Source organism: Streptomyces sp. CNZ301, assembly GCF_004217425.1.
In genome coordinates this window covers 325,543-347,238 of the sequence record NZ_SHLG01000001.1, presented here as the reverse complement: position 1 = coordinate 347,238, position 21,696 = coordinate 325,543, and the positions used below count along the sequence as shown (strand labels likewise).

The window sequence follows — 21,696 nt, the reverse complement described above, 5'->3', positions numbered from 1 at the left end:
GCGCCAGGGTTTTGCGACGGCGCCGCCCCCGCGCGTTTCCGTGGCAGGGTTGAGCGGGCAGCGTGAAACGGGGGGCGACGGCAGAGGGGGACCGACCGTGATCGTGTGGCTCAACGGCGCCTTCGGCGCGGGCAAGACCACCGCGGCGCACGAACTTCTGGAACTCATCCCGGGAAGCACTCTGTGGAACCCGGAGCTGATCGGCACGGGGCTCAGATGCATGCTTCCCAAGGAACGCCTCGCCCAGGTCGACGACTACCAGCAGCTTCCCTCCTGGCGGCGCCTGGTGGCCGACACCGCGGCCGCGGTGCTCACGGAGGTGCCCGGGCCGCTCATCGTTCCCATGGCGCTGCTGCGGCAGGAGTACCGGGACGAGATATTCGGGGCGCTCGCCGCCCGCCGGATTCCCGTCCGTCACGTCCTCCTCCACGCGGATGAAACGATCCTTCGCATGCGCATCGACCGGTCCGGGGACACCGACGGCCGCCACGGGCGCAGCTGGTGCCAGGGACAACTGCCCGCCTACCGGGCCGCGTTGAGCTGGCTCACCGCCGACGCGCACACCGTTGAGACGTCCGGGCTGACCCCGCGGCAGATCGCGGAGGAGGTGGCAGGCGCGCTGCGCGAGGGCGCCGGGAGCCTGGAGATCGTGCAGACGCCGGAACCGACCGCCGAGACCGTCGCCGCGGGCGTCCTGCTCTTCGACGAGCAGGACAGAGTGCTGCTCGTCGACCCGACCTACAAGCCGGGCTGGGAGTTCCCCGGCGGCGTCGTCGAACCCGGTGAGGCACCCGCCCGCGCCGGGGTGCGGGAAGTCGCCGAGGAACTGGGCCTGGAGCTGAAGACGGATCCGCGGCTGCTGGTCACGGACTGGGAGCCGCCACGCCCGCCCGGCTACGGCGGGATACGCCTCCTCTTCGACGGGGGCTGCCTCGCCGCGGCGGAGGCGGACCGCGTGCTGCTGCCGGGCGCCGAACTGCGCGGCTGGCGCTTCGTCACCGAGACGGAGGCCGCCGAACTCCTGCCTCCCGTGCGGCTGGAGAGGCTGCGCGGCGCGCTGCGGGCACGTGAGACGGGGCGCCCGCTCTACCTCGAGGGCGGCGTGCCGGTCGGCGATCCGGGTGGCCGGGACGCGGCGTAGAGGGGCACGTGCGGCGGGGGAGGTGCGGCGGCGGGGCGGCGTCCGGCGCCCTGAGCGCGGGGGACGCCGCCCGTACGCGGTCAGGCCCGCCGCGCGTACTCCCGGAGGAAGACGGCCTCCGCGACGGACATCCGCTCCAGCTCCTCCGGCGAGACGCTCTCGTCGACCGCGTGGATCTGCGCGGCGGGCTCGCTCAGCCCGAGGAGCAGGATCTCCGCCTGCGGATAGAGCGTGGCCAGGGTGTCGCACAGCGGGATCGAGCCGCCCTGGCCCGCGATCTGCATCTCCTGCCCGTCGTACGCCACGCCGAGGGCGTCGGCCATGGCCTTGTAGGCGGGGCTCGTGGTGTCCGCGCGGAAGGGCCTGCCCTCGCCCGTCCCCTCGACGGTCACCCGCGCACCCCACGGCGTGTGCGACTCCAGGTGGCGGACGAGCAGTTGTGCCATGTGCTCCGTGTCCGCGCCCGGCGGCACCCGGAGACTGACGGACGCCCGTGCCTTCGCCTGCACCGAGGGCGTCGCGCCGACGACGGGCGGGCAGTCGATGCCCAGCACCGTCACAGAGGGCTGCGCCCAGACCCGGTCGGCGACGCTGCCGGTGCCGGTCAGTTCCACGCCGTCGAGCACCCGCGCGTCCTCACGGAAGGTCTGCTCGGGGTACTCCATGCCGTCCCAGGGCGCGCCCGGCTCCAGACCGTCGATGACGGTGCCGCCGTCGGCGTCGCGCAGCGAGTCCAGCATGCGGATGAGCGCGGCCAGCGCGTCCGGGGCGGCGCCGCCGAACTGGCCGGAGTGCAGGTTGCCTTCCAGGGTCTCCACGGTGACCTGGAAGGCGCACATTCCGCGCAGTGACGCCGTCACGGTCGGCAGGCCGGCACGGAAGTTGCCGGTGTCGCCGATGAGGATCGCGTCGGCGGCCAGCAGCCGCGGGTGCGCCTCCGCGTGCTGCTGAAGGCCGCCCGTGCCCTGTTCCTCCGACCCCTCCGCGATGAACTTCACCGTCACCGGCAGCTCTCCCTCCGCTCGCAGCGCGCGAAGTGCCAGGAGATGCATGACGATTCCGCCCTTGCAGTCGGCGGCGCCGCGCCCGTACCAGCGTCCGCCGCGCTCCGTCAGCGTGAACGGGGGTGTGCGCCAGGCGGCTTCGTCCAGCGGCGGCTGCACGTCGTAGTGGGCGTAGAGCAGCACCGTCGGGGCGCCCGGCGGACCGGGGAGCACGCCGTAGACGGACTCGGTGCCGTCCGGAGTGCCGAACACCTCGACGTCCTCGAAACCATCGGCGCGCAGCGTCTCCGCGACCCAGCGCGCCGCACCCTCGCACTCGCTCCTCGGGAACTGCTCCGCATCGGCCACCGAGCGGAAGGCGACGAGTTCCGCGAGCTCGGTCCGCGCCCGCGGCATGAGGGAGGAGACGGCAGCGACGACGGCGGCGGAAACGCCGGCCTTGTCATTTCCGCGGGCCGGGGTGAGGGTCATGGAACGCTCCTTGTGGTCGCGGTGGTGCTGTCGGTCGTGGCCGAGGGATGCGGCGTCCCGATGCGTGGCCCGTGTGGGGCACACGTGCAGGGAACGTGCCGTGTGGGTTGCCGGTGATCCTCCCACAGCGGGGACCGGAGGACCGGCGCCGTAGGATGCCAGCGGCCACACCAAGCCGAGGTCGAGCGGAGCGGAAGCACATCGTGAGCAGCGAGGACGCAGCCGGGGCAGAGGACCGGAGCGACGCCGGGAGCGCGGAGGGGTCCGGGAACGGGGGGCCGGCGGCGCCCCGGAGCGAGGGCGGCCCGCATGCGTCCGGCGGGTCCGGCGGCGCCCGCGGTGCCGGGGACGCCGACGGCAGCGAGGGCATCGGCGGTGACGAAGAGGCCCGCGGGGCCGGGGAGTTCACCGGTGCCGCAGGTGCGGAGCCTGCCGCGGCCGGGGAAGACCTGCCGGGTGTGGGGGCCGAGGACGAAGACGTCTGGGACGTGGTGGTCGTCGGTGCCGGTCCGGCCGGCGCCTCGGCGGCGTACGCGGCCGCCGTCGCCGGACGACGGGTGCTGCTGCTCGAAAAGGCCGAACTGCCCCGCTACAAGACCTGCGGCGGCGGAATCATCGGCCCGTCGCGCGACGCTCTGCCGCCGGGCTTCGACCTGCCCTTCCGCGACCGTGTGCACGCGGTGACCTTCTCGCTCAACGGCAGGCTCTCGCGCACCAGGCGCTCCCGGCACATGCTCTTCGGGCTGGTGAACCGCTCCGAACTGGACGCGGCCCTCGTCGAGCACGCGGTCAAGGCGGGTGCCCGGGTGCGTACGGGCGTGACCGTGACACGGGTGGAACAGCACGGCACCTCCGTGCCCGACCGCCGCTCCGTCGCCGTGGTGCTCTCGGGGGACGAACAGCCCGTGCTCGCCCGTGCAGTCGTCGGGGCCGACGGCAGCGCCAGCCGCATAGGCGCCCACGTCGGCGTGAAGACGGACCAGGTGGACCTCGGGCTGGAGGTGGAGATCCCGGTGCCGCGGAGCGTCGCCGAGGACTGGGCGGGCCGTGTGCTCATCGACTGGGGCCCGCTGCCCGGCAGTTACGGCTGGGTCTTCCCCAAGGGCGAGACGCTCACGGTCGGCGTCATCTCCGCACGCGGCGAAGGAGCCGCCACCAAGCGCTACTTGGAGGATTTCATCGGCCGACTCGGGCTGGCCGGCTTCGAACCGAGCATCTCCTCGGGGCACTTGACCCGTTGCCGCGCCGAGGACTCGCCGCTCTCCCGCGGCAGGGTGCTGGTCTGCGGCGACGCGGCAGGGCTGCTGGAGCCGTGGACGCGGGAGGGGATCTCCTTCGCGCTGCGCTCCGGCCGGCTGGCGGGGGAGTGGGCCGTGCGCGTGGCGGAGGCGCACGACGCGGTGGACGTGCGCCAGCAGGCGCTCAACTACGCCTTCGCCGTCAAGGCGGGCCTGGGAGCGGAGATGGGTGTCGGACGGCGCATGCTCAATGTCTTTTCACGCCGCCCGGGCCTGCTGCACGCGGCGCTCACCAGTTTCCGCCCGGCCTGGAACGTCTTCGCACAGTTCACGCGCGGAGCGACCTCGCTGGCCCTGGTCGTGCAGAGGCCGATGGCACGGCGGGCCCTCAACGCGCTCGACCGGCGGTAGGGGCGGAGCCGCCGGACTGCGTTGCGGTTGCCGGGCTTGTCGGGCCAGTACCTGTTCGGCGGGGTGGCAGTGCCCGCAGAATCGTCGGTGCGGTCCGTGCCCGGAGCGCCGGCAGGGCCGTCGACTGCCGTGGGTGGCAGGGGGTGCCGTTCCCGGGCTCAGTCCCCTTCGGGGTGTGGGCGCCTTCCGCCTCCCGTGGCGGGCGGAGCCGTGGCCGTGATCCCGGCCTCTGGTCACCGTCGCCACCGGCGCCTGCGCGGCCGGTGCGGCGGCTGATCGCCGAGTTCGCGGCTCGTTCCAAGGAGCCCGCGCAGCCTGCTGCGCTCGCCGGACTCGCCGAGCGCGAGCGGGAGGTGATGGCGCTCGTCGGAATCGGCCTGTCCGACGCGGGGATCGCCGGCCGTCTCGTGGTCTCGCCGCTGACCGCCAAGACGCACGTGAGCCGCGCGATGGTCGAGCTCGGCTCCCGCGACCGGGCCCGACTGGTCGTCCTGGCCCAACTGGTCGTCCTGGCCTACGAGTCGGTACCGGTGCGCCCCGGCCGGCTTGGCTGAGGACCACCAGCCGGCGCGCCCTCAACCGTTCTCGTCTCCCCGCCCGTTCCCGCCTGCCGTCCCGTTCGCGTGGCCCGCGCGGTGCGCGCCGGTGTGGTCCGGCAGCTCCGCCCCGTCCTCGTCGTCCCTCTCCGGGCCCAGCCGGCCGGACGGCGCACGCATCAGTACGTACAGCACACGACCGACGAAGACGGTCGCGGAGGTGCTTCCGGCGAGCATCAGCCACATGTGCCCGGCCGACGGGGTGAGCAGGTCCAGGCCGGCCAAGGACCCCATGACGCCGGTGAACAGCAGGAAGCACAGGCCTGCCATCACCAGCCCCGTCAGCAGTGCGAAGCCGATCTCCACCGTCTGGGCGTCCCGCTCGGCCTGAGTCCGTGGACCCCTCATCGCTTTCCCCCTTTGATCTGCCTCCTCCCGGCGGCCGGTCTCCCGCCGGGCCCCGCGGCGCGCGCGTCACCGGGCGAAGGGTTCCTTCCCGGCCCGTGCAGAGGCACACGTGCACCGGCCCCCCGGCCGGTTCCGGGACGACCGAGAACCCGGAATGTATGCGCTTCCAAAAACTCGGGCCTGCATCCCTTTCGTCCCTTGACCGCCCATGGAGCGGCGGATTGACTGCCTCCCGGAAAGATCCATGCGAGCAGCCCGTGAGGCACACCGAAGGAGACCCGAGTGGCCGGAGACCTCAGCCGTCGCGACGTGTTCGATGCTTCCGCGGTGGCGGAAGCCGCGGAGCGCGCCTCGTCGGCGTCCCTTCCGGCGCAGACGGCCGCACCGGCCGCCGCTTCTTCGCCGGCTCCGTCCGGGGCGCAGGACACGGTGCCCGGCGCCGAGCACAGCGGTGCCGACGCGAGGACCGAGGAGCGGGTGCGGGAGCTGCTGGAACGCATGACCGTGGCGGAGAAGTTCGGCCAGCTTCAGCAGCTGACCTGGAACCCCGACACCGGTCCGGGCGAGGCCCAGAACGAGCAGGCCCGCAAGGCCGCCGCCGAGGGCAGGCTGGGCTCCGTCCTCAACATCACCGGTGCCAAGGAGTGCAACGACCTCCAGCGCATCGCCGTCGAGGAGTCACGCCTCGGCATCCCGCTCGTCTTCGGGCTCGACGTCATCCACGGCTTCCTGACGACCTTCCCCGTCCCCCTCGCACAGGGCGCCTCCTTCGACCCGGCCGTGGTCACCGCCGATGCGGAGGTGAGCGCCCGTGAGACCGCCTCGTGGGGCGTGCACTGGACGTTCGCGCCGATGGCGGACGTGAGCCGTGAGCCGCGCTGGGGCCGCGTCGCCGAGGGCAGCGGTGAAGACCCGTACCTGACGGCCCGTCTGACGGCGGCGAAGGTGCGGGGCTACCAGGGCGAGGACTACTCGGCAGAGGGCCGGATCGCCGCGTGCGCCAAGCACTTCGTGGGTTACGGCTTCCCCGAGGGCGGCCGGGACTACAACACGGTGGACATCTCCGAGAGGCGACTGCGCGACGTCGCTCTGCCGCCGTTCAAGGCGGCCGTCGACGCGGGTGTGGCCACGGTGATGGCCGCCTTCAACACCGTCAACGGCGTCCCGGCGCACGCCAACCGCCACACCCTCACCGGCATCCTCCACGAGGAACTGGGCTTCGACGGCTTCGTGGTCGGCGACTACAACGGCGTGCAGGAGCTGGTTCCGCACGGGGTCGCCGCCGACGGGGCGGACGCCGCGGCTCTCGCCCTGGGCGCGGGCGTCGACATGGAGATGGTCAGCACGACCTACGCCGACAACGGCGAGGAGCTGCTGGAGGCCGGCCGCATCGAACGGCAGCGGCTCGACGACGCCGTCACCCGCATCCTCCGCGTCAAGGTGCGCCTGGGCCTCTTCGAGAACCCGTACACGGACGAGGACGGCGAGATCGCCGAGCCCACCCGGGCGGCGCGCGGGCACGCCCGCGAGACGGCGGCCCGCTGCGCGGTCCTGCTGAAGAACGAGGGCGGCACACTCCCGCTGGGCACGGACACCTCGTCCGTCGCCGTCATCGGTCCCCTCGGCGACGACACGCGGGAGCTGCACGGCACCTGGGCCGGTCCCGGCGCGCTGAAATTTCCCGCGGTCTCCGTGCTGGAGGGCGTGAAGCAGGCCGCGCCGGACGCTCGGGTCGCCTTCGCGCGCGGATGCGACGTCACCGGACCTGACGTCGGAGGCTTCGAGGAGGCCGAGGCGGCGGCACGGGCGGCGGACGCCGTCGTCGTGGTCGTCGGGGAGAAGGCGAGCCACAGCGGGGAGGCCGCGTCACGCAGCGACATCACGCTCCCCGGGGTCCAGGAGGAGCTGATCCGCAGGGTGGCCGCAGTCGGGAAGCCGCTGGTCGTCGTGGTTCTCGCGGGCCGGCCGCTGGTGCTCTCCGGCGTCGTGGAGCACGCGTCCGCGGTTCTCGTGGGCTGGCATCCCGGACTGGAGGGCGGGAACGCCGTCGCCGACGTCCTCTTCGGCAAGGTCAACCCGGGCGGCAAGCTCCCGGCCACCTTTCCGCGGGTCGTGGGGGCGGTCGCCGAGTACTGCGCGCACGAGAACACCGGCCGCCCCTACGACCCGGACGACGGTTACACCTCCAAGTACCTCGACCTGGCGCACGGTCCGCTCTTCCCCTTCGGGTACGGACTGAGCTACACCACCTTCGCCTGCTCGCAGCTGCGGCTGAGCGACGAGAGCGTCAGTGCGCAGGCGGTACGGGACGGCGGGGCCAGGGTCGGCGTGACGGTGAACGTCGAGAACACCGGCAGCTGCGCGGGCGACGAGGTCGTGCAGCTCTACATCCACGACAAGGTCGCCAGCCTGGCTCAGCCCGTGCGGAGGCTGTGCGGTTTCGAGAGGGTCACGCTCGAAGCCGGCGAGAGCCGCACGGTCTCCTTCGAACTCGGCGCCGACGAGCTCGGGTTCCACACCAACCACCCCGCGGGTGAATTCCTCGTCGAGCCCGGCGAGTTCGGGATCTACGCGGGCGGCAGCCCGGAGGCGGAGCTGAACACGACGCTCACGCTCACCTGAGGCCGCCGCAGACGGCGCCGGAGGGAGGGTGGTTCGCCCGCCCCGGTCATTCCCCTCCGGCGTCCGCCGAGGTTTCCGCGAACCGGGCCACGACGGCGGCGACGGCGGCGAGCAGGGCGACGGTGGTGAGCGCCGCTGTGAGGGAGAACCACTCGGCAAGGAAGCCGATGGCGACGGGACCGATCAGCATTCCGCCGTATCCGAGCGTGGAGGCGGCGGCCACACCGCCCGGGCCCGCGACGGCCCCGGCCCGGGCCACGGCCACGGGGAAGAGGTTGGCCAGTCCCAGCCCGGTGATCAGGAAACCCGTGAGGACCAGCGGCACCTGCGGCGCCAGCGCTCCCAGCAGCATGCCGGCGCCGGCGGTGAGCCCGCCGGCCGTCAACAGCCGCGTCCGGCCGAGGCGTTCGAGCATCCACGTCCCGCACAGGCGGCCCGCGGTCATGGCGAGCGCGAAGACGGAGTAGCCGGCGGCGGCCGTGCCCGGGCCTGCTCCCAGGTCTTCGGTGAGGTGCAGGGCGCTCCAGTCGGCGAGCGCGCCCTCCCCGTATGCGGTGCACAGCGCGACCAGTCCGAGGACCAGGACGAGCCGCCGCTGTCCGCTCGTGCGTCCGGTCCCTGCGGATGAGCCGTCTGCGGTGCCCGCCTCCGGCCCGGCGGGCGCCGGTGCCCGGGCCGTGCCGACGGGAGCGCGGCCGGTGAGCAGAACCCGCCCGGCCAGCGCCGTGACGAGCAGTCCGCACACCGTGAGGATCAGCAGGTGACGTGTCGGAGTGAGCTGTCCCGCCACCAGCCCGCCCATGCCGGCGCCCGCCATTCCGCCCAGGCTGAACGCGGCGTGGAATCCGGGCATGACGGGACGGCCGAGTGCGGCGATCAGGTCGACGGCCGCGGCGTTCATCGCGACGTTCAGTCCGCCGTAGGCTGCCCCGAACACGAGCAGGACGAGACCGAGGGACAGGGCCGAGTGGGTCAGCGGCGGCAGCGCGGCACCGATCGAGAACAGCGCTCCCGAGGCGACGGTGACGGCGTGGTTGCCGAAGCGGTGGCACAGTCGTCCGGTGAGCATCATCGTGACGACGCCGCCCGCGGAGACGCCCAGCAGCGCCAGTCCGAGCGCGCCGGGGGAGGCGCCCGTCTGCGTCTTGATGTCGGGGATGCGCACCACCCAGCCGGCGAAGACGAAGCCGTCGAGCGCGAAGAAGACCGTGATCGCGATGCGGAGGCGGCGCAGGCCGGGACGCGGGGAGGCGGCATCGCCGGGACCGCCGGGCCGCGTTGCTCCGGCAAGCACCGACCGTATTTTGTTCAGAGTCGGCACAAAGCGAGAATAGAGGGGTGACCCCGACGCGTACAAGCAAACTGGAGCGAGGCCGAAGCGCCCTCGGCCCGGCACTGGAACTCGTCCACACCGGCAGGGCGCCCACGCGCGCCGCGCTCACCGCCGAACTCGGCGTGACACGGGCGACCGCCGGAGCCGTCGCCGCCGAGCTTGAATCGCTGGGCCTGATCACGGTCGACTCCCGGCCGGGCGCCGCGTCGGGCACACAGGGCCGCCCCTCGCACCGGCTGGCGGTCGACCCGGAGGGGCCCGTCGTGCTGGCCGCGCAGGTGCACGCCGACGGCTTCCGCGCCGCGCTCGTCGGGCTCGGCGGCCGGATCGTCGCCACCGCACCCGTCCGCCGGGCGGTCGCGGCCGACCCGGCGCAGGTCCTCGGCGAGCTCGTCGAGACCGGCGCCGGACTGCTGGAGAGCACCGGGCGGCGCTGCGTCGGAGCCGGCCTGGCCGTCCCCTCCGCCGTCGCCGAACCCGAGGGCACCGCGATCAACCCGCTGCACCTCGCCTGGGAGGTCGGAGCCCCCGTACGGGAGATCTTCACCCGCGCACTGGCCGAGGCCCGCATCGGTGGTCCTCCCGGGGACGCCACCGCGACCGGCTACGCCGCCAACGACATCAACCTCTCCGCCCTCGCCGAACACCGGCACGGCGCCGGGCGCGGTGCCCAGCATCTGCTCGTCGTGGGCACCGGGCACCGGGGCGTCGGCGGCGCACTCGTCCTGGACGGGCGCCTGCACACGGGCAGTTCGGGCCTCGCCCTGGAGGTCGGGCACCTGACCGTCGACCCCGACGGGCGCCCCTGCCACTGCGGCAGCCGCGGCTGCCTCGACGTCGCGACGGACCCGCTCGCCTTCCTGGAGGCCGCCGGACGCGAACCCGGCCCCGAGGTCTCGCTGCTGAAGCGCTCCCAGGAGCTGATCGGCAACGAGTACGGAAAAGATCCCGCCGTGCGCGGCGCGGTCGGGACCCTCATCGACCGGCTCGGGCTGGGACTCGCCGGACTCGTCAACATCCTGAACCCCGACCGCATCGTCCTCGGCGGCCTGCACCGCACACTCCTCGAGACCGACGGCGAACGCCTCCGCTCGGTGATCGCCGACCGCAGCCTGTGGGGCAGGAGCGGCAGCGTCCCGGTGCTGCCCAGCTCGCTCGAGCACAACAGCCTCGTGGGCGCCGCCGAACTGGCCTGGCAACCCGTCCTCGACGATCCGCTGGGGACGCTGACGGGATGACGGCAGTGCGCATCAGAGCCGGCGCCGAGAGGGACCTGAGGCGCCTTCAGCGGATCGAATGCGCCGCGGGGGGCCTCTTCCGCGCACTCGGCATGGACCCGGTCGCCGACGACGCCCCGCCCCCGCTGCCCGCGCTGCGCCGCTACGCGCACTCGGGCGGTCTCTGGGTCGCGGTGGACGGCGCCGACGAAGCCACGGCCCACGAGGACGAGCCGGTGGCTTACGTGATGACCGAACCCGTCGACGGCAGCGTCCACGTCGAGCAGATCTCCGTCGACCCCGCTCGCGCGCACCGCCGCATCGGAAGGGCACTGATCGAGCACGTGGCCCGACGGGCGCAGGAGGCGGGAGTGCCCGCACTGACTCTGTGCACCTTCGCCGAAGTGCCGTGGAACGCCCCGTACTACGAGCGCTGCGGCTTCCGTGTGCTGGCCGGGGACGAACTGACCCCGGGGCTGCGCCGCATCCGCGCGGAGGAGGCGCGGGCCGGCCTGGACCGCTGGCTGCGCGTGTGCATGCGGCGCGAACTGGGCGCGGGCTGACGGCTGTCCGGGCCGGGACGGCATCCGCCCCGGCCCGGGGCGGATGCCGTCCGCGCCCGGGGCGGCGGCCGGTTCAGGCCCCGCGGTGCGTGCTCCCGCCCGGGGCCGTAGCCTCGGCACGTGACGTCATCCGGGATCGCCGCAAGCCGCTACGTCAGCCTCACGACCTTCAAGCGCGACGGGACCCCCGTCGCCACCCCCGTCTGGGCGGTCGAGGACGCAGGTGAACTGCTCGTGTGGACCCGCGACGACAGCGGCAAGGTCAAACGCATCCGCAACGGCGCCCGCGTCACCGTCACCCCGTGCGACGCGCGCGGCCGTACGACAGGGGACGCACAGCCCGCCGAGGGCACCGCGAGACTGATGACGGAAGAGGGCGGCCTGGACCGGGTGCGCCGCGCGATGGCCCGCAAGTACGGCTGGCAGTTCCGTATCACCGACTCCGGCGGGGCGCTGCTGAGGCTCGGCAAACGCCCCCATGTCGGGATCGCCGTCACGCTGTGACGCCGCGCCGGACGCCGCCCCCTGCCGCACCCCGCCCCCGGCCGCACCCCGCCCCGTCGGCGGAGTCGTAGCGCCCGCGGATACTCCCCGGGAGGCAGACGAGGAGCCGCCTGCCGTACGACGACGCGGAGCCCCTGCCGCAGCGAGGCTCGGCAGCGAAGAAACACAGGCGCAACGGCTCCGCGACCGAGGAGCCGACCGCCATGTCCGACCTCGCACAGCGGCACGACGGAGCGCTCCCCGGCCCGTGGCTCCTGCTCTTCCCCCCTGATCTGGGGGCGGTGATGGCCGGTGTGATCGTCCTGATGCGCCGAACCGCCCTGCGCGGAAACCGTGCACCTGGCACGGCCCGCGCGGCATGCCGCGCCGGAGAACGCACCCGTCGATCTGCTCGGACGGCGCTTCGCCGCCCGGTGAGATCGACGAGGACGAGTACCGGCGGCGACTGTCCGGCCCCCGCGAAGGCGGCCTGGACGTAGTGACGACTGCCCCGGGCGAGCGGCCGCGCCGTCGCGGGGCTGCGGCCCTCTCACGGGGCTGCACGGCTCGGTGTGCCGCGTGCCGTCGCGCGGGACCGGGGCCGGAACCGGGCAGGGGACCGGTGTGCCGCTCAGGGATGCGCCGATGTGCCGGGATCGGTGGCCGACGGGCCCGCGGGCGGCGGCCCGGCCGTCGTGTTCCCCGGCTCCCCGCCGGCGCCCGCCGCCGCGGCGAGCGCGGGCAGGGCGGTCTCGTCGGGCGCGGTCTCGTCGGGCACCGCGCCGGCGAGGGCCGAGGCCCGCTGCGGCGGCGTGCCGAACGTGACCGGCAGCGTGAACCACACGACCTTGCCCGAACCGTCGTTCTGTGCACGCATGCCCCAGCTGGCGCTGACTGCGGCGATGAGCGCGAGCCCTCGGCCGTTGGTCGCGGCCGGTTCGGCGCTGCGCACCCGCGGCAGACGCGGATCGTGGTCCCGTACGGACACCGTCAGGTGATCCCTGCGGAAGACGATCTCGACGGTGCAGTGCTTGTCGGACCCGGTGTGCCGGTGAACGTTGGTGAGCAGCTCGGTCACTCCGAGGGCCGCGGCGTCGACGAGCGACTCCAGGCGCCAGTAACGCAGCTGCGCAGCCACGATCCGCCGCACCTGCCCGATCCGCGAGGGCAGTGCCTGGAACTCGACCGCGCAGTGGGTGCGTGATCTCCCGGTGGGACGGGCGGTCACGGCAACGGCTCCGCAGACGCACTGGTCAGGGAGCGCACAGCGACATTCGCGAAATTTGTGATGAAAGACACACGACAAGGATGAGTCGCTACCCCGTCTCCCGCAACGCGAGGGAGCTCGCCCAGGCAGCCCCCGAGACGTCACGCGGGGCGCCTCCCGCGCCGCGGCCTCAGCGCCCGAGCACCCCACGCTCCGCGGCCGCCTTGGCGCGCGCCGTGCGCACCGCGTTCAGCAGGCCGGCACGGTGGCCGAGACCGAACTGGAGCACATAGCGTGTCCCGCTGATCGTCGCCAGCGCGCTGTCCGGCATGCCGTAGCCGCTGATGCGGACCTTGTCGACCGGAGCGCTGTCGATCTCGCTCCCGTAGCTGGTCATCAGCACCAACTGCCCGTCCCGGACCTGGACATGACCCGCACGTGTGAGTGAGCGGAGCATCCGCCGTATCCGGACCCCGCCCGCGTCGTACTCCGGCTCCACCACGATCGCCTCCCACAGTCGCCGCGGTCCCGGGAATCCAGCAAACCCCGGGCCGGCCGCCCCATACCCTCTGTGAAGTGTGCACGCAAGCTGCGGGCTCCACCAGGGGGCCCTTCTATCATCGGCCCCGTGAGCACCACCGAACCTGCCCCGTCCTCCGGTCCGGGGCCCGCACAGCCCCCCATCAGTCCTCCGTGTGCCCGGGACTCCGGTGCGGCCACCCTCGATGTGGACCGCAGCGACGCCGAGTACCGGGCCTGGCTCAAGGACGCGGTCCGCAAGGTCCAGGCCGACAGCAACCGCAGCGCCGACACCCATCTTCTGTCCTTCCCGCTGCCCGAGACCTGGGGCATCGACCTGTACCTCAAGGACGAGTCGACGCACCCCACCGGAAGCCTCAAGCACCGGCTTGCGCGGTCCCTGTTCCTCTACGGGCTGTGCAACGGATGGATCCGCGCCGGCAGGCCCGTCTTCGAGGCGTCGTCCGGCTCGACCGCGGTGAGCGAGGCGTACTTCGCGAAGCTGATCGGGGTGCCGTTCATCGCGGTGATGCCGCGCACGACCAGCCGTGAGAAGACCAGGCTCATCGAGTTCCACGGCGGACGGTGCCACCTCGTGGACGACCCCCGCTCGGTGTACGAGGTCTCGGCAGCCCTCGCGGCGGAGTCCGGCGGACACTACATGGACCAGTTCACCTACGCCGAGCGGGCCACCGACTGGCGCGGCAACAACAACATCGCCGAATCCGTCTACGAACAGATGAAGTTCGAGCGCTTCCCGGAACCGGCCTGGATCGTGGCGACGGCCGGTACCGGCGGCACCTCGGCGACCATCGCCCGCTACGTGCGGTACATGCAGTACGACACCCGCGTGTGCGTGCCCGACCCGGAGAACTCCTGCTTCTTCGACGGCTGGCTCCGGGGCGACGACGAGGCGTCCGTCGAGGGCAGTTCGCGCATCGAGGGCATCGGCCGCCCCCGCATGGAGCCCAGCTTCCTGCCCTCCGCCATCGACCGCATGATGAAGGTCCCCGACGGCGCCGCCATGGCCGCGCTGCGCGCCCTGGAGCGCACCATAGGGCGGCGCGCGGGCGGTTCCACGGGGACCGGGCTGTGGAGCGCACTGAAGATCGTCTCGGAGATGGCCGGCCAGGGGCGTACGGGCAGTGTGGTCACGCTGATCTGCGATCCGGGCGACCGCTACCTCGACAAGTACTACTCCGACGACTGGCTCGCCGCGCAGGGCCTCGACATCGCCCCGTACACCCGGACCCTCGAGACCTTCCTGGCGACGGGCGACTGGACCGGCTGACGGTGCCCCGGGGGCCAGGGCCTGCCACGGTCCGGATTCAGCTCTCCGCGGCGCCCCTCAGGGCCGGAACGCGGTCCAGGCCGATGCCGAAGTGCTCGCGGTAGGCGGCGAGTACCGCCTCCTCGGGCAGTTCCTCCTCGCGCCGGTTCCCGCCCTCGGTCACCGTCAGGGTCCGGCCGCTCAAGGTGATCCGTCCGGTCTCCGTGAGCAACGAACACACGAGAGAGCGCGTGAAGTGCGACTTGGGGGAAGTGCGGTTCCACCAGCAGCCCAGCTCGAAGTCGGCGAGCGCGCGGGGGCGTTGTTCGAGGCGGTACTGCGGAACGCCGTCCCGGTGTACGTCCAGATCGCCCTGCGGGGTCTCCAGGATGCGGAAGGTCCCGCCGGGATCGGCCTGTTCGCCGCGCCGGTCCAGACGCAGCGGATATTCGCTGTGCCGCCCGAAGCCGACGTCCACCAGCCAAGGCCGGGGTGTCTCCACGCGCAGCGCGAGGTGGTCGAAGAGCGGACCGGGGAGCCCTTCCTCGCCGAAGACCCGTGCCGCCATGAGCGTCACCGGGTAGCCGAGGGCGGTGAGGAGCGCGGCAAAGGCGCTGTTGAGTTCGTAGCAGAAGCCCCCGCGGCGGTCCACGGCCACCTTGCCGGTCAGCGCCTCCGCCTCCAGCACGATGTCCTCGCCGAGGTGGACGCTCAGATTCTCGAACGGGACGGTGAGCAGGTGGCTGCGGTGCAGGTTCCGCAGCGAGTCCGCGTCGGCTCGCGCCGGGCGCGGTGCACGGATACGGGCGAGGTATTCATCGGCACGTGAGGGTGCGATGCGCAGGTCGTTCATGTCTCAGTTATGCCAGCGGGGCCGGCCGGGTGCATCGGGCGAGGGGAGTACGTCCCGCGGCGGATGGGGCACACCCTTCCGTGCACGCTGGGGGCGGCGATGCCGGCGGCACGCGCGGCTCCGGGGCAGTCCGGGCGCGCGGCTCCCCGCCTCGCGGAGGCCCCCGTCAGCCCTCGGACGCCGGCTGTCCGCTCTCTGCGCCGGCCGGCCGCCCGTCCGCGACGACCAGTTCCCTGATGTGTTCGCGGACCCGCTCCCGGGCCTCGTGCGGCAGGCCGCCGTCGGTGACGAGCGTGCCGACCTCCTCCAGCGACGCGAACGAACTCAGCCCGACCGTCCCCCACTTGGTGTGGTCCGCGACCACGACCACTCGCCGCGCGGAACCGACGAGATGTCTGTTCGTCTCGGCCTCCGCCAGGTTCGGGGTCGACAGGCCCGCCTCGGTGGATATGCCGTGCACACCGAGGAAGAGCACGTCGAAGTGGAGCGTGCGGATCGCCGCGTCGGCGACGGGGCCGACAAGTGAATCGGAGGGCGTGCGCACACCGCCGGTGAGGACCACCGTCGCGGCACCCGAGCCCGGGCGCGACCCGACCGGCGTGCGGCGCTGCGCGGCATGGAAGACGTCCGCGACGCGGACCGAGTTGGTGACCACCGTCAGGTCCGGCACCTCCGTGAGCCGCTGCGCCAGCGCGTACGTCGTCGTGCCGCCGGACAGCGCGATCGCGCTGCCGGGCTTCGCCAGCACCGCCGCGGCACGGGCGATGTCCTCCTTCGCCGACTGCTCCAGCGACGACTTGGCCTCGAATCCCGGCTCGTGCGTGCTCGCGTCCGCGAGGGGCACCGCGCCGCCGTGCACCTTCTCCAGGGCGCCGCGGCGGGCGAGGACGTCCAGGTCGCGGCGGATCGTCATGTCCGAGACCAGCAGCCTCCGCGTCAGCTCGTTCACCCGGACACCGCCGCGTTCGCGCAGCTCCTCCAGGATGAGCGCACGCCGCTGCTCCGCGAGCAGATTCTGGTTGTCGCCCGCCGTCTCCACCGTGCCGCCGTCCTTTCGCGCTCCGCAGCCTCCCCGCCCGGCCATCCTCCCACCCGCCGAAGCGGGAGCCCACGTCACGATTTCGCGTTGCTTGTGTGTGGACGGTCATGGCCACCCGCCCACGGGCAGGATGCTGGAGGGAGATCAGGAGCACGCAACTTCCCGGGGGAGCGGAGAATTGCAGACGGCCGAGTACGGCGACGGGTACGACAAGTCCGGTGCGAAAGCCGCACGAACCACTCCGGGAGAGCCGGGAGTTGAGCCCCCGCCAGGGCCGGGCCTGAATCTGGAACTGCTCGTGCACGGGGTCGGCGGCACCACACCCCAGGAGATGCTCGGCGATCCGAGGATCGAACGGGTCACCGGCGACCTGACCGCGGCCGTCTACCGGCGCACCGACGACGTCGACGCCGAGACCCGGCCGCAGGACTATGCGGACAAGCCGGTTCCCGAGGCGTACTCCTGGTCCAATCTGACCTCCGGCAACGGTGCCCGCGCCCTGTGGCTGATGCTGCTGCCCTTCATGGTCGCGAACCTCGCCCACTGGATGCGCCCCGCGGACTACGGCCCCCGCCTCGTGCTCGCGCGTCTGCACGGCGTGCTGGTGCGTCTGGTCGCCCTCAGCCTCACCGTGCTGCTCGTCGCCGCCGCCTGCGAGGTGGCGCTGGACCTGATCGCCTGGCAGTGCGCGGGCTCCAGCGGGTGTGCCGGTGAGCGCTCGTGGCTGGGCTTCATGGCGCAGGGCCCCTCCGGTGAGGGCGGCTGGTGGAGCCAGCCGGGCCGCCGCCTGGCGCTGGCCGCGGTGGTGCCCGCCGTGCTGACGCTGCTTCTGTGGTGGCTCTCGCACCGCACCTGGGCGGCGTACGAATCGCAGCCCCCGCTGCGCCGCCCCGTCGACGAGTACGACCGTGAGGCCCGGCACCGGCCGGCGCTGTGCCTGCCGGGGTTCTGGTACGGCAAGCGGCTCGTGGCGCGGCTGCGCGCGGCGCACACCGCCGCCGGACTCCTCACCGTCGCAGCCGCACTCGCCGCCGCCACAGCCCGCTACGACCGCAGAGCCGGCGGCAGCACCGCACTCGACACGGTCGGCCGGCTGACCGAGATCCTCGTCGTCGCGTGTGCGGTGTGGGTGCTGTACGTCGTGTGCCGTCGCGGCCGCAAGGAGAGCGAACCGGACGACGCCCTGGACAGGATCACGGTGCGGGCGCTTCCGGGCATCAGCGCCGGCGTACTGCTGCTGGCGGCCGTGCACGCCTCCTGGTCGCGGCCGCAGTGGGCCTCCCGCGGCGGCGGACTGCCGGGCGACGAGACCTTCGGCGTACTGGTCGTCGCACAGGGCGTCCTGGTGGCGGCGATCGGCGTGCTCGGCATCGTGCTCCACCGCCGGCATCCCGAGGGGCGCACCGCGCTGAAGGGCCTGGGCTCCGCCTCCGTCGCGATGCTCGCGTGCGCGCTGGGGGGCGTGATGTCCGGCGGCGTGACGCAACGCGTCGGCGACTGGCTCGACGGCTCGGGCACCCCCGGCATGGGCAACGGCCTCATCGAGGGACCGCCGGTACTGCTGACCTGGCAGTCCTCCGCCATTCCCGTCATGCTCGGCGTGGTGCTCCTGTTGCTGCTGTGGTTCCTCGTCCAAGTCTCCCGCCGCAGCCGGGAGATGACCGACGGCGTGGAACGCTCCTACCCCGGGGCCCGCCACGACGCCTCCCGTTCGCGCCGCATCGCCTCCGTCATCGCCCGTGCCGCCCTCACCGACGCCACCCCGTGGCTGGCGGGCACCGCCGCGGCCATAACGCTGCTCCTCGGCGGAGCCGGCGTGCTCGGCGCGTGGCTCACCGGTGAGGTTCCGGGACGCGCCGCGGACGGACGGCCCGCCGTCGTCGACGGATTCGCCGACACCGTCCAGGCGCTCGGCTCGTGGCTGATCGGCTTCGCCTTCGTCCTGTTCCTCACCTGGGCACGCCGCGCCTACCGGGACCCGTCGGCGCGCCGGACCATCGGCATCCTGTGGGACGTCGGCACGTTCTGGCCCCGCGCGGCACACCCGTTCTCCCCGCCCTGCTACGCGGAACGCGCCGTGCCCGACCTGGCCTGGCGGATGGCCACATGGACGGAGCAGACCGGCGGGCGACTGGTGATCTCCGGGCATTCACAGGGCAGCGTGCTGGCAGCGGCAGCGGTCTGGCACCTCGACCGTGTCGGGCGCCGGCAGGTCGCGCTGCTGACGTACGGCTCGCCCCTGGAGAGGCTCTACGGGCGCTGGTTCCCCGCCTACTTCGGGCCGCGTCAACTCCAGGACCTGCACCAGCAGGTGGACCGCTGGCGCAATCTGTGGCGCCTGACCGACCCCATCGGCGGACCGGTCCGCGTCGACGGCGGCGCGGCCATCGACCGCGGTCCGCTCCTCGACCCCCTCGAATACGGCCGCACCCTCCGGCACCCGCTGCCCGCGCCCATCCTCGGCCACGGCGAATACCAGGCCGACCCCGTCTTCGACGAGGAGAGGGACCTGCTGCTGCTCAGCATGCGACAGCGCGAGCCGGGCCCCGTGCACGGCACTGTGCACGGAGGTGCGGACGGGCATGCCGCGGCGGACCTGCCGCGCCAGGGCACGCACGGGGATGCCGGCGAGGCCGGGGGCGGCACGGGCGCTCAGACGGACCCGGGCAGGTCGTCCTCGTAGAGGAGGGTGAGGTCCTCGGTACTCGGGTCGGACAGCTGCGCCACCCGGCCCGCGTGCCGCTCGACCATCGACTCGAACGTCTGCCGCGCTGTTCGCCCGTTGCCGAACGACGGGCCCTTGGGCAGGGCCGTGAAGTGCTTCAACAGCGCCTCGGTCGCGGCCTCGCCCAGGTGGTACTCGTGCTCCTCGGCCTGCTGCTCCACGATCCGCAGCAGCTCCTCCGGCGTGTAGTCGCCGAAGGTGATCGTGCGCGAGAAGCGGGATGCGACACCGGGGTTGACGGCGAGGAAGCGCTGCATCTCCGCGGTGTATCCCGCGGCGATGACCACCACTTCCTCGCGGTGGTCCTCCATCAGCTTCACCAGCGTGTCGATGGCCTCGCGGCCGAAGTCCCGGCCGCCGTCCTCCGGTGAGAGCGCGTATGCCTCGTCGATGAAGAGCACCCCGCCCCGCGCACGGTCGAAGGCCTCCTGAGTGCGGATCGCCGTGGAGCCGATGTGCTCGCCGACGAGGTCGACGCGGGAGACCTCCACCAGATGACCCCGCTCGAGGACGCCGAGGGAGTGCAGAATCTCCCCGTACAGGCGGGCGACGGTCGTCTTGCCGGTGCCGGGGGAGCCGGTGAAGACGAGATGCCGTCGCACGGAGGCGGCCTTGAGCCCGGCCTCCTGGCGGCGGCGCCCCACCTCGATCATGTCGGTGAGCGCCCGCACTTCACGCTTGACGCTGTCCAGGCCCACCAGCGTGTCCAGTTCGCCGAGGACCTCCTGAGCGGGCCGGGCCGGCACGGCGGAAGGCTGGGCCTCCTCACCAGCAGTGGGGTCCTGCCGCAGAGTCGCGGGCTGCTGCGGGGCCGCGGCCTTCGCCGGCAACAGGCCCGGAGGGACCGCCTTTTCGGCGGGGGTGCCCGCCTCGGCGGGGGCCTGGGCCGGGGGAGCGGACGCCGACGCGCCACCCTCTCCGGGCGCCGCGACGACGGCGCTGTCGTCGCTCCTGCAGTCCTCGACGTCGGGGCCCTTCTCCGCGAACTCGAAGCCGCCCCGCGCGCACCGCTCCGTACGGCATCGCCGGAGCGTGGTGCGGCAGCCGTCGATGACGTGGAAACCGTATCCCTGCGATCCGCTGACCCGGCAGCCGTGGAAGGTGCCGCGGCCGTCGGCGGAGACGTAGAAACCGGCCTCGGAGGGGGAGGTGACGGTGCACCTCTCGATGCCCGGGTCGGCTCCCTTGGTGACGATGAAGCCCGTCGCTACCCCGTCGACGGTGCAGTTGGCGACCGTGCCCCCGCTCCCGTGGTCGCGGAACCACGCGCCCGTCGCAGCCTCCCGGATGCGGCAGTCGTCGAGCTGCACGGTCGCCCCGTCGCTCACGGAGACCGCGGTGCCGCGGACCTGGGTCAGGTCGCTGTCGACGACGTCGGCACGCGAGCCGCGGTCGAGGACGAACAGCGCGTCCGGGACGGTGTGCACGCGGCAGGAATCCAGCACCACGCTCGCACCGTCACTGATCCAAACCGCCGGATAGTCGCCCGTACTCTCATGTATCTCACAGCTGTTGGCGTCCGCGCGGGTGCCCGGGTCCCACACCGACAAGCCGTTGCGGCCGAAGCGGCGCACCGTGGAGCGGGTGAGGGTGAGCACCGAACGGGAGCGCAGGTCCAGGGCGTTCTCGGGGATGTCGTGGATGTCGCAGTCGGCGAGCGTGAGGACGGCGTCGGTGTCCAGGGTCACGCCGTCGGCCGACGTGCGGTGGACCCGGCAGTCGGTGAGGTGTCCCGTCGCCCGGGAGACGACCTGCACACCGCTGCCCTTGATCTCGTACACCTCACAGCCGACGGCCTCGGCGGCGCTGCCGTCGCCGTGCAGCAGCAGCCCGGCGCCCGTCGCGTGGTGAACACTGCAGCGCTCCAGGCGCGGATGGGCGCCGTCGCGCACGGAGATGCCGGACTGTCCCGCCGAGACGATTTCGCACTCCTCGTACACGCCGCCGGCGCCGCCGGTGACGGTGATGCCCGTCCCGGCCGGATTGTCGACGGTGCAGCGGCGCACCGTGGGGCGGGCGCCTCCGCGCACCTCGATCCCGGATGCCGAACGCGTCATCACCCGCAGGCCGTTCAGCTCGGCGGCCCCGTCCTCGACCAGCAGCGCGGGGGAGGTGGCGTCCTGCGCCTCGATCTGGAGGTGCTGCACGACTGCCGAGGACCGCACGGTCACGGCGACGCCCTCGGCGGGGGCGATGCGGACCGAGCCTGAGGCACCACGCTCGGGTCCGCGCAGGGTGACGGTGCGCTCCAGTACCAGGTTCTCCCGGTACGTGCCGGGAGCAACAGTGATCACGTCTCCGTCGGTTGCGGCCTCCACGGCGGCCGCAAGAGAGCCGTACTCTCCCGTGCGGCGCCGCCACCGCGACGTACCGGCGTGCGTCACCTGCACCGAGCCCTGTGCCATGGACAGTTGTGCCCCAACCTCGAAGTTCCTGTGGCGCGTTGAGATGCGCGCCGGGGAGGCACCACCGTAGCGTGCGCCGGGAGCGGCGCAGTCACGTGTCCGCACTTCGGGCGCCCGAGGAGCACCGGGCGACCGCTGCACCCTCGTCCGGGCGGCACGGCCGCACGGTGCCGGCATACCGGGGCGGAACCCGGGATCCCGGAAACCGGGCGGGACTCCGGCCGGGCACGGGCGACGGCCTGAGCCGGGGA

16 protein-coding genes and 1 pseudogene are annotated in these 21,696 nt (G+C 73.0%); 9 read left to right on the top strand and 8 right to left on the bottom strand.

The features are described 5' to 3' along the window. Positions 1-97 precede the first annotated feature (97 nt). Complete coding sequence (locus EV375_RS01515) at positions 98-1,141, top strand: NUDIX hydrolase (RefSeq protein WP_130297824.1); 1,044 nt, start codon at positions 98-100, stop codon at positions 1,139-1,141. Positions 1,142-1,221: 80 nt separating this feature from the next. On the opposite strand, the gene EV375_RS01510 is transcribed toward EV375_RS01515, so the two are convergent. Then, positions 1,222-2,616, bottom strand: a complete 1,395-nt coding sequence (locus EV375_RS01510; protein WP_130297823.1) for a dipeptidase — start codon at positions 2,614-2,616, stop codon at positions 1,222-1,224. Positions 2,617-2,819: 203 nt separating this feature from the next. Here EV375_RS01510 and EV375_RS01505 point away from each other — a divergent pair, with 203 nt between their 5' ends. Together EV375_RS01505 and EV375_RS01500 are read left to right on the top strand one after the other, a co-directional pair. Continuing rightward, positions 2,820-4,265, top strand: a complete 1,446-nt coding sequence (locus tag EV375_RS01505) for a geranylgeranyl reductase family protein (protein WP_486588221.1) — start codon at positions 2,820-2,822, stop codon at positions 4,263-4,265. 266 nt (positions 4,266-4,531) lie between these two features. Further along, positions 4,532-4,819 (top strand): annotated as a pseudogene (locus tag EV375_RS01500) (helix-turn-helix domain-containing protein); the annotation flags it as partial. A gap of 21 nt (positions 4,820-4,840) precedes the next feature. On the opposite strand, the gene EV375_RS01495 reads toward EV375_RS01500, so the two are convergent. Beyond that, positions 4,841-5,209 carry a DUF6332 family protein gene (locus EV375_RS01495; protein WP_130297822.1) on the bottom strand — a complete coding sequence of 123 codons (369 nt, stop codon included), beginning with the start codon at positions 5,207-5,209 and terminating at the stop codon, positions 4,841-4,843. Between the two features lie 498 nt (positions 5,210-5,707). Here EV375_RS01495 and EV375_RS01490 point away from each other — a divergent pair, with 498 nt between their 5' ends. Further along, complete coding sequence (locus tag EV375_RS01490) at positions 5,708-7,831, top strand: glycoside hydrolase family 3 N-terminal domain-containing protein (protein WP_130301525.1); 2,124 nt, start codon at positions 5,708-5,710, stop codon at positions 7,829-7,831. 46 nt (positions 7,832-7,877) lie between these two features. Here EV375_RS01490 and EV375_RS01485 read toward each other — a convergent pair whose 3' ends face one another. Beyond that, positions 7,878-9,152, bottom strand: coding sequence for an MFS transporter (locus EV375_RS01485; RefSeq protein WP_130297821.1), 1,275 nt, complete (start codon positions 9,150-9,152; stop codon positions 7,878-7,880). A gap of 17 nt (positions 9,153-9,169) precedes the next feature. Between EV375_RS01485 and EV375_RS01480 the strand changes: the two genes are divergently transcribed. The 3 genes from EV375_RS01480 to EV375_RS01470 all read left to right on the top strand — a co-directional run bounded on the left by EV375_RS01480 (position 9,170) and on the right by EV375_RS01470 (position 11,448). Next, positions 9,170-10,402: an ROK family protein gene (locus tag EV375_RS01480; RefSeq protein WP_130297820.1), complete on the top strand. Its 1,233-nt coding sequence runs from the start codon at positions 9,170-9,172 to the stop codon at positions 10,400-10,402. A gap of 5 nt (positions 10,403-10,407) precedes the next feature. Then, positions 10,408-10,944 (top strand): GNAT family N-acetyltransferase, encoded by a 537-nt coding sequence (locus EV375_RS01475; RefSeq protein WP_207228265.1) that lies wholly within the window; start codon positions 10,408-10,410, stop codon positions 10,942-10,944. A 120-nt stretch (positions 10,945-11,064) separates the two neighbouring features. After that, complete coding sequence (locus tag EV375_RS01470; protein ID WP_130297818.1) at positions 11,065-11,448, top strand: PPOX class F420-dependent oxidoreductase; 384 nt, start codon at positions 11,065-11,067, stop codon at positions 11,446-11,448. A gap of 610 nt (positions 11,449-12,058) precedes the next feature. Here EV375_RS01470 and EV375_RS01460 read toward each other — a convergent pair. Together EV375_RS01460 and EV375_RS01455 are read right to left on the bottom strand one after the other, a co-directional pair. Continuing rightward, complete coding sequence (locus tag EV375_RS01460; protein WP_130297817.1) at positions 12,059-12,655, bottom strand: ATP-binding protein; 597 nt, start codon at positions 12,653-12,655, stop codon at positions 12,059-12,061. Positions 12,656-12,824: 169 nt separating this feature from the next. Beyond that, complete coding sequence (locus EV375_RS01455) at positions 12,825-13,136, bottom strand: hypothetical protein (RefSeq protein WP_130297816.1); 312 nt, start codon at positions 13,134-13,136, stop codon at positions 12,825-12,827. A 180-nt stretch (positions 13,137-13,316) separates the two neighbouring features. Here EV375_RS01455 and EV375_RS01450 point away from each other — a divergent pair, with 180 nt between their 5' ends. Continuing rightward, positions 13,317-14,444, top strand: a complete 1,128-nt coding sequence (locus tag EV375_RS01450; protein WP_486588682.1) for a PLP-dependent cysteine synthase family protein — start codon at positions 13,317-13,319, stop codon at positions 14,442-14,444. A gap of 37 nt (positions 14,445-14,481) precedes the next feature. On the opposite strand, the gene EV375_RS01445 is transcribed toward EV375_RS01450, so the two are convergent. Together EV375_RS01445 and EV375_RS01440 are read right to left on the bottom strand one after the other, a co-directional pair. Continuing rightward, complete coding sequence (locus EV375_RS01445; protein WP_130297814.1) at positions 14,482-15,276, bottom strand: arylamine N-acetyltransferase family protein; 795 nt, start codon at positions 15,274-15,276, stop codon at positions 14,482-14,484. A 166-nt stretch (positions 15,277-15,442) separates the two neighbouring features. Next, a complete protein-coding gene (locus tag EV375_RS01440) occupies positions 15,443-16,360 on the bottom strand; it encodes a DeoR/GlpR family DNA-binding transcription regulator (protein WP_130297813.1) in 918 nt (305 codons plus the stop codon). 85 nt (positions 16,361-16,445) lie between these two features. Here EV375_RS01440 and EV375_RS01435 point away from each other — a divergent pair, with 85 nt between their 5' ends. Continuing rightward, positions 16,446-18,998: a hypothetical protein gene (locus EV375_RS01435; protein ID WP_486588220.1), complete on the top strand. Its 2,553-nt coding sequence runs from the start codon at positions 16,446-16,448 to the stop codon at positions 18,996-18,998. Here EV375_RS01435 and EV375_RS01430 read toward each other — a convergent pair. Next, positions 18,968-21,445, bottom strand: coding sequence for a right-handed parallel beta-helix repeat-containing protein (locus EV375_RS01430; protein ID WP_130297812.1), 2,478 nt, complete (start codon positions 21,443-21,445; stop codon positions 18,968-18,970). The two genes, EV375_RS01435 and EV375_RS01430, sit on opposite strands and share 31 nt — an antisense overlap. Positions 21,446-21,696 lie beyond the last annotated feature (251 nt).